Annotated in this window: 11 protein-coding genes; 7 read left to right on the top strand and 4 right to left on the bottom strand. The window is 65.4% G+C overall.

The window, feature by feature from the left end; genetic code table 11:
- The first annotated feature begins 83 nt into the window (after positions 1-83).
- The 7 genes from JVX91_RS27415 to JVX91_RS27385 all read left to right on the top strand — a co-directional run bounded on the left by JVX91_RS27415 (position 84) and on the right by JVX91_RS27385 (position 10,364).
- The gene (locus JVX91_RS27415) at positions 84-3,863 is read left to right on the top strand and encodes a nitrate reductase subunit alpha (RefSeq protein WP_205337170.1); all 3,780 of its coding nucleotides are present in this window, start codon (positions 84-86) and stop codon (positions 3,861-3,863) included.
- Between the two features lie 11 nt (positions 3,864-3,874).
- Entirely contained in the window at positions 3,875-5,410 is a 1,536-nt protein-coding gene (narH, locus tag JVX91_RS27410; RefSeq protein ID WP_205337169.1) for a nitrate reductase subunit beta, read from the top strand.
- A 17-nt stretch (positions 5,411-5,427) separates the two neighbouring features.
- Positions 5,428-6,168, top strand: a complete 741-nt coding sequence (gene narJ, locus JVX91_RS27405; protein WP_205340117.1) for a nitrate reductase molybdenum cofactor assembly chaperone — start codon at positions 5,428-5,430, stop codon at positions 6,166-6,168.
- Positions 6,169-6,170: 2 nt separating this feature from the next.
- Entirely contained in the window at positions 6,171-6,857 is a 687-nt protein-coding gene (gene narI, locus JVX91_RS27400; RefSeq protein ID WP_205337168.1) for a respiratory nitrate reductase subunit gamma, read from the top strand.
- Between the two features lie 103 nt (positions 6,858-6,960).
- A complete protein-coding gene (locus JVX91_RS27395) occupies positions 6,961-7,779 on the top strand; it encodes a peptidylprolyl isomerase (RefSeq protein WP_205337167.1) in 819 nt (272 codons plus the stop codon).
- A gap of 207 nt (positions 7,780-7,986) precedes the next feature.
- A complete protein-coding gene (gene moaA, locus JVX91_RS27390) occupies positions 7,987-8,973 on the top strand; it encodes a GTP 3',8-cyclase MoaA (RefSeq protein ID WP_205337166.1) in 987 nt (328 codons plus the stop codon).
- Between the two features lie 614 nt (positions 8,974-9,587).
- Entirely contained in the window at positions 9,588-10,364 is a 777-nt protein-coding gene (locus JVX91_RS27385; RefSeq protein ID WP_138526697.1) for an ABC transporter substrate-binding protein, read from the top strand.
- Positions 10,365-11,004: 640 nt separating this feature from the next.
- On the opposite strand, the gene JVX91_RS27380 is transcribed toward JVX91_RS27385, so the two are convergent.
- The 4 genes from JVX91_RS27380 to JVX91_RS27365 all read right to left on the bottom strand — a co-directional run bounded on the left by JVX91_RS27380 (position 11,005) and on the right by JVX91_RS27365 (position 15,953).
- Positions 11,005-11,628, bottom strand: a complete 624-nt coding sequence (locus tag JVX91_RS27380; RefSeq protein ID WP_024765819.1) for a transcriptional regulator — start codon at positions 11,626-11,628, stop codon at positions 11,005-11,007.
- Positions 11,629-11,717: 89 nt separating this feature from the next.
- On the bottom strand, positions 11,718-12,848 hold the full coding sequence (locus JVX91_RS27375) for an FAD-binding oxidoreductase (RefSeq protein WP_205337165.1): 1,131 nt from the start codon (positions 12,846-12,848) through the stop codon (positions 11,718-11,720).
- Positions 12,849-12,861: 13 nt separating this feature from the next.
- A complete protein-coding gene (locus JVX91_RS27370; protein ID WP_205337164.1) occupies positions 12,862-13,809 on the bottom strand; it encodes an ornithine cyclodeaminase family protein in 948 nt (315 codons plus the stop codon).
- A gap of 185 nt (positions 13,810-13,994) precedes the next feature.
- Positions 13,995-15,953 carry a methyl-accepting chemotaxis protein gene (locus tag JVX91_RS27365; RefSeq protein ID WP_205337163.1) on the bottom strand — a complete coding sequence of 653 codons (1,959 nt, stop codon included), beginning with the start codon at positions 15,951-15,953 and terminating at the stop codon, positions 13,995-13,997.
- Positions 15,954-16,021: the final 68 nt, after the last annotated feature.

Below are 16,021 nucleotides of genomic sequence, written 5' to 3'. Positions count from 1 at the left end.
GAGCTCCATCCATCCGCCGCAAGCCGCCCGAATGACCTGATTTGAGCTTGAACGCCCGGCGCAGACCGGGTGAGGAGATACAGATGAGTTACCTGCTCGACCGCCTGCAGTTCTTCAAGAAGAAGCAGGGTGAATTCGCCGATGGTCACGGCGAAGTCTCCAACGAAAGCCGTGCCTGGGAAAACAGCTACCGGCAGCGCTGGCAGCACGACAAGATCGTTCGTTCTACCCACGGGGTGAACTGCACCGGCTCGTGCTCCTGGAAGATCTACGTGAAGAACGGCCTGATCACCTGGGAAACCCAGCAGACCGATTACCCGCGCACCCGCCCGGACCTGCCCAACCACGAGCCGCGCGGCTGCCCCCGTGGCGCCAGCTACTCCTGGTACATGTACAGCGCCAACCGCCTGAAATACCCCAAGGTGCGCAAGCCGCTGCTCAAACTCTGGCGTGAAGCCCGCGCCGCCCACAACGACCCGGTGGACGCCTGGGCCAGCATCGTCGAGGACTCCGCCAAGGCCAAGAGCTACAAGAGCGAGCGCGGCCTGGGCGGCTTCATCCGTTCGAGCTGGAGCGAAGTCACCGAGATCATCGCCGCCGCCAACGTCTACACCGCGAAGACCTACGGCCCGGACCGCGTCATCGGCTTCTCGCCGATCCCGGCCATGTCCATGGTCAGCTACGCCGCTGGCGCCCGTTACCTGTCGCTGATCGGCGGCGTATGCCTGAGCTTCTACGACTGGTACTGCGACCTGCCGCCTGCCAGCCCGCAGATCTGGGGCGAGCAGACCGACGTGCCGGAATCGGCCGACTGGTACAACTCCAGCTACATCATCGCCTGGGGCTCCAACGTCCCGCAGACCCGTACCCCCGACGCACACTTCTTCACCGAAGTCCGCTACAAGGGCACCAAGACCGTGGCCGTCACCCCGGACTACTCCGAAGTGGCCAAGCTCACCGACCTCTGGCTCAACCCCAAGCAGGGCACCGACGCCGCACTGGGCATGGCTTTTGGTCACGTCATCCTCAAGGAATTCCACCTCGAGAAACCCAGCGCCTACTTCGTCGACTACTGCCGTCAGTACACCGACATGCCGATGCTGGTGCTGCTCGAACCGCACACCGAAGGCGTACTCAAGCCGACCCGCTACCTGCGCGCGGCGGACCTCGCCGGCAACCTCGGCCAGGACAACAACCCCGAGTGGAAGACCATCGGCCTCGACGAAATCAGCGGCGAACTGGTCTCGCCCACCGGCGCTATCGGCTACCGCTGGGGCGAGTCGGGCAAGTGGAACATCGAGGAGAAAGAGGGCGGCGCGCAACGTGAAACACGCCTGGCGCTGAGCCTGATCGATGGCCCGGAAAACGCCTGCGACGTCGGCTTCCCGTACTTCGCCGGGCAGGAACACCCGCACTTCAAGGGCGTGGACAACGACGAGGTGCTGGTGCGCCGCGTACCCTTCCGCGAGTTCACCGGTGCCGACGGCCAGACCCTGCGCGTCGCCACCGTGTACGACCTGCAGATGGCCAACTACAGCGTCGACCGTGGCCTGGGTGGCCGCAACGTCGCCGCCTCCTACACCGACGCCGACGTGCCCTACACCCCGGCCTGGCAGGCGCGCATCACCGGCGTACCGGCTGCCCGTGCCATCCAGGTGGCCCGCGAGTTCGCCGACAGCGCCGACAAGACCCACGGCAAGGCCATGGTCATCATCGGCGCCGCGATGAACCACTGGTACCACATGGACATGAACTACCGCGCGGTCATCAACATGCTGATGATGTGCGGCTGCATCGGCCAGAGCGGCGGTGGCTGGGCGCACTACGTGGGCCAGGAAAAACTCCGCCCGCAGACCGGCTGGGTCCCTCTTGCGTTCGGCACCGACTGGAGCCGCCCGCCACGGCAGATGAACGGCACCAGCTTCTTCTACCTGCACAGTTCGCAGTGGCGCCACGAGAAGATCTCGATGCACGAAGTCCTCTCGCCGCTGGCCGATACCAAGCAGTTCCCCGAGCACGCGCTGGACTACAACATCCGCGCCGAGCGCATGGGCTGGCTGCCATCCGCCCCGCAGCTCAACCGCAACCCGCTGCACATTGCCGCCGACGCCGAGCGCGCTGGCATCCCGGTGCAGGATTACGTGGTGCGCGAACTCAAGGCCGGCAACCTGCGTGTTGCCAGCGAGCAGCCGGATGATCCGCAGAACTTCCCGCGCAACATGTTCATCTGGCGCTCCAACCTGCTCGGTTCCTCGGGCAAGGGCCACGAGTACATGCTCAAGTACCTGCTGGGCGCGAAGAACGGCGTGATGAACGACGACCTCGGCAAGGCCGGCGGCCCCTGCCCGGGCGAAGTGGACTGGGTCGATGAAGGCGCCGAAGGCAAGCTGGACCTGGTCACCACCCTGGACTTCCGCATGTCCTCCACCTGCATGTACTCGGACATCGTTCTGCCGACCGCCACCTGGTACGAGAAGGACGATCTCAACACCTCCGACATGCACCCCTTCATCCACCCGCTGTCGGCCGCCACCGATCCGGCGTGGGAAGCCAAGAGCGACTGGGAAATCTACAAGGCCATCGCCAAGAAGTTCTCGGAAGTCTCCGTCGGCCACCTGGGCGTGGAGAAGGACCTGGTCACCGTGCCGCTGCTGCACGACACCGCCAACGAACTCGCGCAGCCCTTCGGCGGCAGCGACTGGAAGAAGGACGAGTGCGAACCGGTTCCCGGCCGCACCATGCCGACCCTGCACGTGGTCGAGCGTGACTATCCGAACACCTACAAGAAGTTCACCTCCCTCGGCCCGCTGCTGGACAAGCTGGGCAACGGCGGCAAGGGCATCGGCTGGAACACCGAGAAGGAAATCAAGCTGCTCGGCGAGCTGAACCACAAGGTCACCGAAACCGGCATCAGCGAAGGCCGCCCGCGCATCGAAAGCGCCATCGACGCCGCCGAGGTGATCCTCGCCCTGGCGCCGGAAACCAACGGCCAGGTGGCCGTGAAGGCCTGGGAAGCGCTGTCGAAGTTCACCGGCCGCGACCACACCCACCTGGCGCTGCCCAAGGAAGAAGAGAAGATCCGCTTCCGCGACGTCCAGGCGCAGCCGCGCAAGATCATCTCCAGCCCCACCTGGTCGGGCCTGGAAGATGAGCACGTGAGCTACAACGCCTGCTACACCAACGTCCACGAGATGATCCCGTGGCGCACCATCACCGGCCGCCAGCAGTTCTACCAGGATCACCCCTGGATGCAGGCCTTCGGCGAGGGCTTCGTCAGCTACCGGCCGCCGGTCAACACCCGCAGCACTGACAAGCTGTTCAACAAGAAGCCCAACGGCAACACCGAGATCACCCTGAACTGGATCACCCCGCACCAGAAGTGGGGCATCCACTCCACCTACAGCGACAACCTGCTGATGCTCACCCTGTCGCGCGGTGGCCCGATCATCTGGATGAGCGAGAACGACGCCAAGCGCGCCGGCATCGAGGACAACGACTGGGTCGAGGTCTTCAACGCCAACGGCGCCGCGACCTGCCGCGCGGTGGTCAGCCAGCGCGTGAAGGACGGCATGGTGATGATGTACCACGCCCAGGAACGCATCGTGAACCTGCCGGGCAGCGAGACCACTAAGACCCGCGGCGGCCACCACAACTCGGTGACCCGCGTGGTCCTCAAGCCCACCCACATGATCGGCGGTTATGCCCAACAGGCCTGGGGCTTCAACTACTACGGCACGGTCGGTTGCAACCGCGACGAATTCGTCGTGGTGCGCAAGATGAACAAGGTCGACTGGCTCGACGAGCCGGAGCAGGGCGGGCTGGGCGGTGACGCCCTGCCGCAACCGCTGCCCCAGGACATTTGAGGATTACTGCCATGAAAATTCGTTCGCAAGTCGGCATGGTGCTGAACCTCGACAAATGCATCGGTTGCCACACCTGCTCCATCACCTGCAAGAACGTCTGGACCAGCCGCGAAGGCGTCGAGTACACCTGGTTCAACAACGTCGAAACCAAGCCCGGCATCGGTTACCCGAAGGAATGGGAGAACCAGGAAAAGTGGAAGGGCGGCTGGAAGCGTAACGCCGACGGCTCCATCGTCCCGCGCATCGGTGGCAAGTTCCGCGTGCTGGCGAACATCTTCGCCAACCCGGACCTGCCGGAAATCGATGATTACTACGAGCCCTTCGACTTCGACTACCAGCACCTGCACACCGCACCCAAGGCCCAGCACCAGCCGGTCGCCCGCCCGCGCTCGCTGGTGTCCGGCCAGCGCATGCAGAAGATCGAATGGGGCCCCAACTGGGAGGAGATCCTCGGCACCGAGTTCGCCAAGCGCCGCAAGGACAAGAACTTCGACCAGATCCAGGCGGACATCTACGGCGAGTACGAAAACACCTTCATGATGTACCTGCCGCGCCTGTGCGAGCACTGCCTGAACCCGGCGTGCGTGGCGTCGTGCCCGAGCGGTGCGATCTACAAGCGCGAGGAGGACGGCATCGTCCTGATCGACCAGGACAAGTGCCGCGGCTGGCGCATGTGCATCAGCGGCTGCCCGTACAAGAAGATCTACTTCAACTGGAAGAGCGGCAAATCCGAGAAGTGCATCTTCTGCTACCCGCGCATCGAGGCCGGCCAGCCGACCGTCTGCTCGGAAACCTGCGTGGGCCGCATCCGCTACCTCGGCGTGCTGCTGTATGACGCCGATCGCATCCACGAAGTGGCCACCTGCGAGAACGAGCGCGAGCTGTACCAGAAGCAGCTGGAAATCTTCCTCGATCCGTTCGACCCGAAAGTGATCGAGCAGGCCCGCAAGGACGGCGTACCGGACAGCGTCATCGAATCCGCGCAGAAGTCGCCGGTGTACAAGCTGGCGATGGACTGGAAGCTGGCCCTGCCGCTGCACCCGGAATACCGCACGCTGCCGATGGTGTGGTACGTGCCGCCGCTGTCGCCGATCCAGAATGCCGCTTCCGAAGGCCACATCGGCAGCGACGGGGTGATCCCGGACGTCGAGTCCCTGCGCATCCCCGTGCAGTACCTGGCCAACCTGCTGACTGCTGGCGACACCGCCCCGGTGCTGCTGGCCCTCAAGCGCCTGCTGGCCATGCGCGCCTACAAGCGTGCCGAGCACGTCGAAGGCAAGCAGGACCTGGAAGTGCTGAAGAAAGTCGGCCTGACCGTGAACCAGGTGGAAGAGATGTACCGCTACCTGGCCATCGCCAACTACGAAGACCGTTTCGTCATCCCGACTGCCCATCGCGAAGAGGCCCTGTCGGATGCCTTCGCCGAGCGTTCGGGTTGCGGCTTCAGCTTCGGTAACGGTTGCTCCAGCAACTCCGGGGTGAACCTGTTCGGCGGTAAGGCCGTGGACAAGCGCAACGTCATCCAGACCGTGCAGATACAGGAGTGACGACTATGGCCATCTCAATGGAAAGTCACAGCCAACTGCTCAAGCTCAGCGCGCTGATGCTGGACTACCCGCGCGTTGAACTGCGCGAGGAAAGCCTGGCCCTGCACGCCCTGATCCGCACCTGCAACCTGCCGGAACAGCAGCGCGATGGCCTCGCCGCGCTGCTCAACGAGCTGTGCAAAGGCGACATCCTCGATGTGCAGGCGCGCTACGACGGCCTGTTCGAGCGCGGTCGCTCGGTCTCGCTGCTGCTGTTCGAACACGTGCACGGCGAAAGCCGTGATCGTGGCCAGGCGATGGTCGACCTGATGGACCGCTACACCCAGGCGGGCCTGGTCATCGACGTCAACGAGCTGCCGGACTACCTGCCGCTGTACCTGGAGTTCCTCGCCCTGCAGGACGCCGAGTCGGCCCGCGCCGGCCTGGCCGAAGTCGCGCACATCCTCGCGCTGATCGCCCTGCGCCTCGAAGAACGCGGCAGCGGCTATGCGGCGGTCTTCCACAGCCTGCTGGCGCTGTCCGGCGAGCAGCCCGACCTCGGCGCGCTCAAGCGCGACCGCGAGCAGGAAGTGCGCGACGACAGCCTGGAGGCCATCGACAAGGCCTGGGAAGAAACCCCGGTGAGCTTCACCGAGCCCGCTGTTGGTTGCCCGTCCACCAGCGCTCGCCGCGTCTCCACGTCCGCCGAACAACCCATGCAGTGGGTCGCCCAGCCGGTGCCGCAGATGCAGTACCGGGCGGCCAGAGAAGGAGTCTGAACATGTCCCTCGATCTTCTAGCGTTCGGGATCTACCCCTACGTCGCGCTCGCCATCTGCCTGATCGGCAGCTGGGCGCGCTTCGACCTCTCGCAATACACCTGGAAAGCCGGCTCCAGCCAGATGCTGAGCAAGAAGGGCATGCGGGTCTACAGCAACCTGTTCCACGTCGGTGTGCTGTTCATTCTCGCCGGCCACTTCGTTGGCTTGCTGACCCCGCATGCGGTCTATGAGCACCTGATCAGCACCGAGCAGAAGCAACTGCTGGCAATGGTTTCCGGTGGCTTCTTCGGCATCCTCTGCTTCATCGGCCTGACCGGCCTGATCCTGCGCCGCCTGACCAACGAGCGCGTACGCGCCACGGGTAATGCGTCGGACCTGATGATCCTGCTGGTGCTCTACGTCCAGCTGATCCTCGGCCTGTCCACCATCGTCGCCTCCACCCATCACCTGGATGGTTCGGTGATGGTCATGCTGGCCAACTGGGCGCAGTCCATCGTCACCTTCCAGCCGCTGGCCGCCGCCGAAGCCATCGCGCCGGTATCGCTGGTCTACAAGCTGCACGTGACCCTGGGCCTGACCCTGTTCGTGCTGTTCCCCTTCACCCGCCTGGTGCACATCGTCAGCGCCCCGGTGTGGTACTTCGGCCGCCGCTACCAGGTGGTCCGCACCAAGCGTCGCACTGTGTGATGAAGCGGCGGATAACGCTCGCGCGTTATTCGCCCTACCTGATGCTCTTCCCCCTCTCCCTTCAGGGAGAGGGTCGGGGAGAGGGATACTGGAGGTAATCGAAATGAGTTGCTCCCACTACGAAGCCAAGGTCGAACACGTCGACCTGCCGAAGATCGAAGTCAACGGCGTCGCCATCGCCGAGGACGAACTGGCCCGCGAGCTGCAATACCATCCTGCCGCCAGCCAGGCCGAGGCGCTGTACTCCGCCTGCCGTGCCCTGGTGGTGCGCCAACTGCTGGTGCAACGCGCCGCAGAGCTTGGCGTGACGGGGCAGGTCGAGGAGGGCGAGGCCGCCGAAGAGGCGAACATCCGCGCCCTGATCGACCGTGAGGTCGGCGTGCCCGAAGCCGACGAAGCCAGCTGCCGCCAATGGTACGAAGCCAACCCGACCCGCCTGACCTCGCCCTGGCGCATGCGTCTGCGCCATGTGCTGCTGGGCTGTGCGCCGGACGATCTGGAAGGCCGCGCCAATGCTCGCGAACAGGCCGAGGAACTGCTCGCCGAACTGCGCGAACATCCCGAACGCTTCGCCGAAAAAGCCATGCGCTTCTCCGATTGCCCGTCGAAAGACGAGGGCGGTGACCTTGGCTGGATCGAACCGGGACAGACCGTTCCCGAGTTCGAGAAACGCCTGCTGCAACAGCAACCCGGCCTGCTCGGCCATCCGCTGGAAAGCCGATACGGCCTGCACGTGGTCGAACTGATCGAGCGTGAAGGCGGCGAGCCGCTGGACTTCGCCGAGGCCCGCCCGCGCATCGCTGGCTACCTGCGTGCCCAGGTGTTGCAACGCGCCGTCAGCCAGTACATCAGCGTGCTGGCCGGTGAGGCGCGGATCGATGGTTTCGTCTTCGACGGAGCGGAGTCGCCGCTGGTGCAGTGACCTTTCACGTGGTCCCCTCACCCCAACCCTCTCCCGAAGGGAGAGGGGGCTGTCCTCTGCCCTATGAGCGGTCGTGCCGGGCGAGCGTTGGCACTTCCATAGTTGCAATGTCAGGCGAGCGTTGTACTCGCCGCCGCTTCGATCTGCCCCCTCTCCCTCTGGGAGCGGGCTGGGGTGAGGGGGTAGTGGTGTTCAAGGAGCTAAACCATGTCCGAATGGCTCGACGGCCAAGGCCGCAAGATCGACTACCTGCGCCTGTCCGTAACCGACCGCTGCGACTTCCGCTGCGTCTACTGCATGTCGGAAAACATGCGCTTCCTGCCGCGCCAGCAAGTACTGACCCTGGAAGAGATCGAACGGGTAGCTCGGCTCTTCGTCGAGCGCGGCGTGAAGAAGCTGCGCCTTACCGGCGGCGAACCGCTGGTGCGCCCCGGTATCGTCCATCTCTGTGAGCGCCTCGCCGCGCTGCCGGGGTTGCGCGAACTGTGCATGACCAGCAACGGCTCGCAGCTCAGCCGATTGGCGGGTGATCTCAAGGCGGCCGGCCTTTCCCGCCTCAACATCAGCCTCGACACCCTCGATCCGCAGCGCTTCGCCGCCATTACCCGCACGGGTCGTCTGGAGCAGGTACTGCGGGGTATCGACGCCGCGCAGCAGGTCGGCTTCGAGCGCATCAAGCTCAACTGCGTGGTGATGAAAGGCCGCAACGCCGACGAGGTACCGGCGCTGGTGGACTACGCCATCGCCCACGGGCTGGACATCAGCTTCATCGAGGAAATGCCCCTGGGCCAGGTCGGCCGCGAGCGCGAGGAAAGCTTCTGCTCCAGCGATGAAGTCCGCGCGTTGATCGCCGAGCGTCATGAACTGCTGGACAGCGCCGAACACAGCGGCGGCCCGGCCCGCTATGTGCGCCTGGCGAAGCATCCGGGTACGCGCATTGGCTTCATCTCGCCGCATTCGCACAACTTCTGCTCGACCTGCAATCGCCTGCGTCTGACCGCCGAAGGCCGCTTGCTGCTGTGCCTGGGCCACGAAAATTCCCTCGACCTGCGCGGCCTGCTACGCCGCCATCCGCTGCACGACGAGCCCATCCTCGAAGCCCTGCGCGGCGCCCTGCAGCGCAAGCCCGCTCGCCACGAGTTCACCGTTGGCGACGTACAGGTGCTGCGCTTCATGAACCTCAGCGGCGGCTGAAACAGACCTCCTTCGGCGGGCCTTGCGCCCGCCCTTTGCCTTGCCTGCATCCATCACCAGCTGACGCTGAACCCTGCCTCCACGCCGATCAGCCCCCTCTCCCCCTGGGAGAGGGTTGGGGTGAGGGCGGCCCTCGCTCCAGGCCTTCAAGCAGCGCTTTTTCGCCAGACAAAAGAAAAAGCCCCGGCGACATGAGCGTATCGCGGGGGCTTCGGGCATCTGCCAAATGTATAACCGTGGAAGCTACGGGAAATCATGCGAAAGAATCGATTCGAATCCTCCTCGGATCGCCTTGGAACGCTTCCCAGACTAAGGCGAGAGCCCGGTGCGCGACATTCCTCCGAAGGAGTAGCGCAGCGGTCGCAAAGGGGAGTGCGCCGCGCGGTCGCAGGGCGATTGACGTTATGTACTTTTTAGTCCAGATTGGATTTTAAGTTTACGCGCGCCCGCGCGTGGACGGACCAGAACAAGAAGTCGTTCGCCTGGGTGAGGGCAAGGCAATGCCGCTGCGACCTTTCGCGTCGCGCCCCTGGACGAGCCAAGAGATGCCGTACTCACTGCCAAGACGTACCGGCCGGCGCACGCACCCGGCGACCACACAACGGAGTTCATCGATGAATCGCAAAGCCCTGCTGGGCGGCCTGATGCTGGCCGCTTTCGCCACCTTCTCCCACGCCGACGACAAGCCGCTGCGCATCGGCATCGAAGCAGCCTACCCGCCCTTCGCCTACAAGACCCCCGAAGGCGGCATCGCCGGCTTCGACTACGACATCGGCAATGCGCTGTGCGAAGAGATGAAGCGCAAGTGCCAGTGGGTCGAGCAGGAGTACGACGGCCTGATCCCCTCGCTGAAGGTGCGCAAGATCGACGCCGCGCTGTCCTCCATCACCATCACCGAAGAGCGCAAGCACTCGGTGGACTTCACCCACAAGTACTACTTCACCCCGGGCCGCCTGGTGATGAAGGAAGGCTCGCAGCTGGACGAGCAGTTCAGCCAGCTCAAGGGCAAGAACATCGGCGTGCAGCGCGGCTCCACCGCCGACCGTTTCGCCACCGAAGTGCTGGGCAAGGCGGGCGCCAACGTGGTGCGCTACACCAGCCAGGACGAGATCTACCTGGACCTGCTGGCGGGTCGCCTGGACGGTACTTTCGCGGACTCCATCCCGCTGGAGATCGGCTTCCTGGAAACCCCGCGCGGCAAGGGCTTCGCCTTTATCGGGCCGGAATTCAAGGACCCGAAATACTTCGGCGAGGGCGCCGGCATCGCGGTGCGCAAGGGCAACACCGAGCTGGTCGGCCAACTGAACGCCGCCATCGACGCACTGCGTGCCAATGGCAAGTACAAGGAAATCGAGGGCAAGTACTTCAAGAGCGATATCTACGGGGATTGATCTTCCCGCCCCGTTGCAGCAAAGGCCGCCTTCGGGCGGCCTTTTGCTTTTCGTAGGAGCGAACTTGCTCGCGAACCGCGCCCTTCCGCCCCTGCCGATCAGCGCTTTCGTAGGATGAGGCGGGCGGCGTTCCGCGAGCTTGCGATACCCATGCTGGGCATGCCCTGGAATCGAGGCGCTTGGCTTGGGCATTTCTGCGCCGCTTCTGCGTGCGGGCTGACTTTTTGTTTCGCCCCCTCGGGCGAGTCACTTTCTCAAACGACGGATGGCCGCCCCCAGAAAGTAACCAAAAGGCTTGCCCCGGACGAGGCCTCCTGAACTGGGCAGTCCGGAGTGCGCGGGTGTTTCTCTGGGAGTCGAAAAAGCCAAGGCAAAAGCAGAGAAGTGCAGGAGCAACTGTCTTCTCTTGAAAGCCTGTGTTTGCGCTCCCCCTCACCCCAACCCTCTCCCTGAGGGAGAGGGGGCTGCCCGTGCCGGCTGAGGTTGAGGTCCCATCCTGCACCGAACGGTTCCCTCTACCGCTTGAGGAACGGGGCGCGCAGGTAGGGTTAGGGTGAGGGTCTCTTGATCCTGTAGGAGCGGACCTTGTCCGCGATTGGCATCCGCCGCTCGGTTTGCGAGCAGGAGGGAAGGGGGCGGCTCAGACCTCCTCCTTCAACTCCTTCAGGTGCTTGTACACCGTCGCCCGCCCCATGTTCAGCACGTTGGCCACATAGTTCGCCGCACTCTTGCCCTTGAACGCGCCTTCAGCATGCAGGGCCAGAACCAGCTCGCGCTTGTGGTCGCGGCTGAGGGTGGAAAGGCTCAGCTGGCGCTGCCGCAGCCAGGCATGAAGGAAGGTATTGATGCGCTCCTGCCAGTCATCACGGAACAGCGCATCGGGCTGCGGCACGATCTTGTTCGAGGACAGGAACAGGTCGAGCGCCGCCTTGGCGGTCTCGAACAGGGTGATGTTGAGGTTGATGCACAACACCGCCAGCGGCTCGCCCTTGGCGTCGCGTAGCACGGTACTGATGGAACGGATCTTCTGGCCGTCCCAGTTGAGCTTCTCGTAGGGGCCGATGTTGCGCTCGTCGTGGCCGCCTTCGAGCATGTCTTCCAGGGCCGAGTCGTCGCCGATCTCGCGCTTGGAGATGTTGTTCGCCAGGTACGCCACGCGCTGGTTGCGCAGGTCGTGGATGACGACTTCGGCGTGGGGGAAGAACAGCGCGGCGATGGCGTCGGCGATGGCCTTGTAGTTGTCCAGCGGATCAGCGGCGGTCATGGGCAAGGCTCTCGGGGCGATGAGGCGGACGATGAAACGGGCGCTGGCGAGTGTGCCGCAAGCGCCCGCGGGCTGTCACGGTCGGCGGCTCACTTGGCCAGCAGGCGCGCCGGGGAAAGCATCTCGGCAGTCAGGCCATGGCGGGTCAGATGCTCGGGCAGTGCTTCACGGCGGATCAGCGCGGCGCTGGCTTCACCCATCGCCGCCGAGGTCTGGATGCCATAGCCGCCCTGGCCGGCGACCCAGTACAGGCCCGGCGTGGCCGGGTCGTAGCCGGACACCAGATCGCCGTCGGCGAAGAACGAACGCAGCCCCGCCCAGGTGTGGCTCGGGCGGCGGATGCTGAGGGTGGTGTGTTCCTCGATCTGGTAGATGCCCAGGGCGATGTCCAGCTCTTCGGGCTGCACGTCGTGGGGCTCCACCGGGTCGGCGTTGGCCGGCGAGCCGAGCAGCATGCCGGCGTCGGGCTTGAAGTAGAAGGATTCGTCCAGGCTCACCAGCACCGGCCAGGCGTGGCTGTCCACGCCTTCCGGCGGGCTGAACAGGAAGGCGGCGCGGCGCTTGGGTGTCAGGCCCAGCGGCGCGGCACCGGCCAGTTCGGCGATCTTGTCCGACCAGCTACCGGCAGCGTTGACCAGCACCGGCGCACGGTAGGTTTGCTGCGTGCAGCGTACTTCCCAGGCGTCGTCGACGCGGCTGATTTCCAGGGCTTCGCTATCGAGCTGGACGTTGCCGCCGTTGCGGCGGATGCCGCGCAGGTAGCCTTGCAGCAGGCCGTCGGTGTCGATGTCGGCGGCGCTCGGGTCGAGCATCGCGCCATGGACTTTTTCGCGACGCAGCACGGGGACGATGGCGCAGGCTTCGTCGGCGTTGAGCAGGCGCATTTCCGGCACGCTGGCGAGGGCACTCTCGTACTGACGCTGGAGCTCTTCCGGATTGCCTTCGAAGTCCACGGTCATCTCGCCGCGCGGGGTGAGGATCGGGTGTTCGACGAAGCCCTCCGGCGGATTGTCGAAGAAGGCGCGGCTGGCCGCGGTCAGCGCACGCACCTGCGGCGTGCCGTAGGCGACGGTGTAGAGCGCTGCCGAGCGGCCGGTGGAGTGGTAGCCGGCGTGGGACTCGCGCTCCAGCACGGCGACCTTGCCGTGGCGGGAGAGGAAGTAGCCGGTGGAGGCGCCGGCGATGCCGCCGCCGATGATGAGGAAGTCGACTTCGATCATGTTCGTCTCCGGCTCAGGCGTTCTTCAGTTGCAGATGGTAGAGCGCATTGGCCAGAGCGACGTCTTCCAGGCCCAGGCCGATGGAGCGGAAGAAGGCGTGGCGCTGGTAGTCCGGCTTGGCGGCGCGGGCGCTGACCAGTTCCGGCAGGTCGCCGAGGATGTTGTCATCCCAGCCGTGCTCCTCGCGGGCCAGGTGCATCTCTCCGGCGGAGGCCGGGGTGGTGGCGCGGTAGTCGCAGTACACGTCCATCTGCGACAGCGACTGCGGCGGGACTTCGTGGGCGCGGGCGACGTTGGTGCTGATGGAGGTGATCAGCGCGGGTTTGGTGAGGATCGCCGGGTCGAGCACCGGGGTGCCGGAAGAGGTGCACAGCAGCACCACGTCGGCGTCGGCCACGGCGGACTCGACGCTGGTAGCCGGTTCGGCGCGGGAGTCGATGGCACCGAACTGGGCCAGCACGCCGGCATTCAGGTTCGGCGAGTAGACGCGGATGCTCTGCCAGTCGCGCACGCCAGCGACATAGCGCAGGTGCGCACGGGCGACCGGGCCGCTGCCGACAATGGCCAGGCGCTTGGCGTCCGGGCGGGCCAGTTCCTGCACGGCGAGGGCGGTGGTAGCGGCGGTACGCGCGGTGGTCAGGCTGCCGGCGTCGCACAGCAGCAGCGGCTGGCCGCTCTCCATGGACATCAGCAGGCTCCACGCGGTGACCAGCGACTTGGGCTGGCGCACGATGTACGGCGAGGTCTTCACGCCGTAGACCTTCTGCGAGGCCAGCACGCCCAGGTAGTTGATGAAGTCGCCGCCACCATTGGGGAATTCCACCAGCTGCTGCGCGGGCTGCACGGCGCTGCCAGCGGCCAGTTCGACAAACATGTCGCGCATCGCCTGGAGCACGTCGACTCGTTCCAGCAGGCGTTCGGCGTCGGCCTGATTGAGGGTGAAAGGCGTGGCGGCGGACATGGCGAGACTCCAAATGTGGATTTATTTTTCCATTCTGGACTCGATTGTCTTTGTCGACAAGCGCGGGTGGTCGGGTGGCGTGCCGTCGTAGGAGCGGACCTTGTCCGCGATCACCGCGGCAGCAGTGGCGGCCTGTCGGCCGCATCGCGGAGAAGCTCCGCTCCTACGGGAGAAGACGCGGGCGGTTACAGCTTGAACTGCGCCACCAATTCCTCCTGGCTGCCGGCTACGCGGCGCAGGTGCTCGCCGCAATCGCGGGTGTGCGCGGCGGTCTTGCGGTTTTCCACGGTCATGTCGCTCAGGCGGTGCATGTGCTGGTTCACTTCCTGGGTCGTGGCGGCCTGCTGTTCGGCGGCGGCGGCGATCTGGAAGGCCATGGCGTGCACGCCCTGCAGTGAGTCGTCCAGCGCGCCGAGGGCTTCGATCACCGCCTGGGTGTCCTGCTCCAGGGTGTGGGCCTGCTCGCTGGCGCCGCTCATGCTCGACTGCGCCTGGACGGAGGAGTCGCCCAGGCTGCCGACGATGGCGACGATCTCGTCGGTGGCGCTGCGGGTGCGCTGGGCAAGGCTGCGCACTTCGTCGGCGACCACGGCGAAGCCACGGCCCGCTTCGCCGGCGCGGGCGGCTTCGATGGCAGCGTTGAGGGCGAGCAGGTTGGTCTGTTCGGCGATGGAGCGGATCACGTCCAGCACCGAGCCGATCTGCTGGCTCTCGCCGGCCAGGGTCTGCACCACGCCGTCGGCCTGGCGCAGCCCGACCAGCAGTTGGTCCTGGCGGCCGATCATGTGCTGCAGGGTGCCCTGCATGGCGACGAAGGCCTGGCGCGCGGCGGCGCTGCCATCGGCGCTGCGGCTGGCGCTGCCGGCGATTTCCTGCACGGTGGCGGCCATCTGGTCGACGGCGCTGACTACCATTTCCAGCGCTTCCTGCTGCTGGTCGAGGTGGCTGCTGGTGCGCCCGGCCGCATCGAGGATGTCGCCGCTGGCGTTGCCCACGGCCTCGCTGGCCTGGCGCAGGCGTTCGACCACCTGGCGCCAGGCCACGGTCATCTCGCGCAGGGCCTGCATCAGGCCACTGCTGGCGGCGGCATCGTTGCCGAGCTTCAGTTCGCCGCTGGCCAGGCGTTGGGCCAAAGCGGCCATGTTGGCGGGTTCGCCGCCCAGCGGGCGCATCACGCTGCGGCTGACCAGCCAGGTGCCGGCGGCCACGCCCACCAGAGTCAGCAGGCCGAGCACGAGTATCTGCCACATCAGCTTGCGCACCGGGGCGAAGGCCTGGGCCTGGTCCATCTCCGCCACCAGCGCCCAGTGCAGGCCATCGAGGTTCAGCGGGACGAAGGACTTCAGCGCTGGCTCGTTGCTCAGTCCGATCTCGGTGAGGCGACCTTGTTCGCCGGCCAGGGCCTTCTCGATGGCCAGCCCTGGGAGGGCAGTGGGGCTTTCCTTGTCGCGGCGCACGTGGTGATCGGCGAAGCGCGCCGAGTCCGAGCGCAGGCTGCCGTCGCTGCCCACCAGGTAGGTCTCGCCGTCGTCGCCCAGGCCCTGGCGGTTCTGCATCACCTCGTTGATCGCGGCGAGCGGTAGCTCCAGCACCAGCAGCAATTGCAGCTTGCCGTTGTCCTTGATCGGCGCGGCCAGCCATTGCACGGGTTGCTGGTCGTTGGGCGCCTGCTCCAGGTCGCTGATGCTGGCCTTGCCGCTGTCCAGCGCGGTGCGGAGGAATTTGCCGAACGGGGTGTCGCGCCATTGCGGATCACCGATGTTCTGCTGGTAATCGACACCGCGGCCGAGGCTGAACACCACCTTGCCGTCGCCGGCCACCAGGCGCAGTTCGCGGTAGCCGAAGGTCTTGATGAAGTTCTCGAACACCGGGCGGTCGTAGTTGGCGGTGGTCACCAGGGATTCGCTGTCCAGCCCCGCGTAGTTGCTGCCCAGGTTGGTGGCCAGGCTGCTGAGCTGGTCGTTACGGGCCTTCCATGCGTCCATCAGCTGCCGCTGCTTGATGCTGGCGACCGCCTCCAGGGCGTTCAGGCTTTGTTCTTCGAGGGCTCGGCTGGCCTGGAGATAGACCACGATGGCCATCACCAGCACGGGGATTAGGCCGACCGAGAGGAAACTCAGAGCAAGTTTGGCGCGCAAGGGCATGGGAGGATTCCGACGAGTTCTTGGAATTGTTCTCGCGTGCTTTGCAAGAAGCGTGCGAATTATTTTAC

The organism is Pseudomonas sp. PDNC002 (genome assembly GCF_016919445.1).
Lineage (GTDB): Bacteria > Pseudomonadota > Gammaproteobacteria > Pseudomonadales > Pseudomonadaceae > Pseudomonas.
This window is presented reverse-complemented; position numbering and strand designations above follow the sequence as displayed.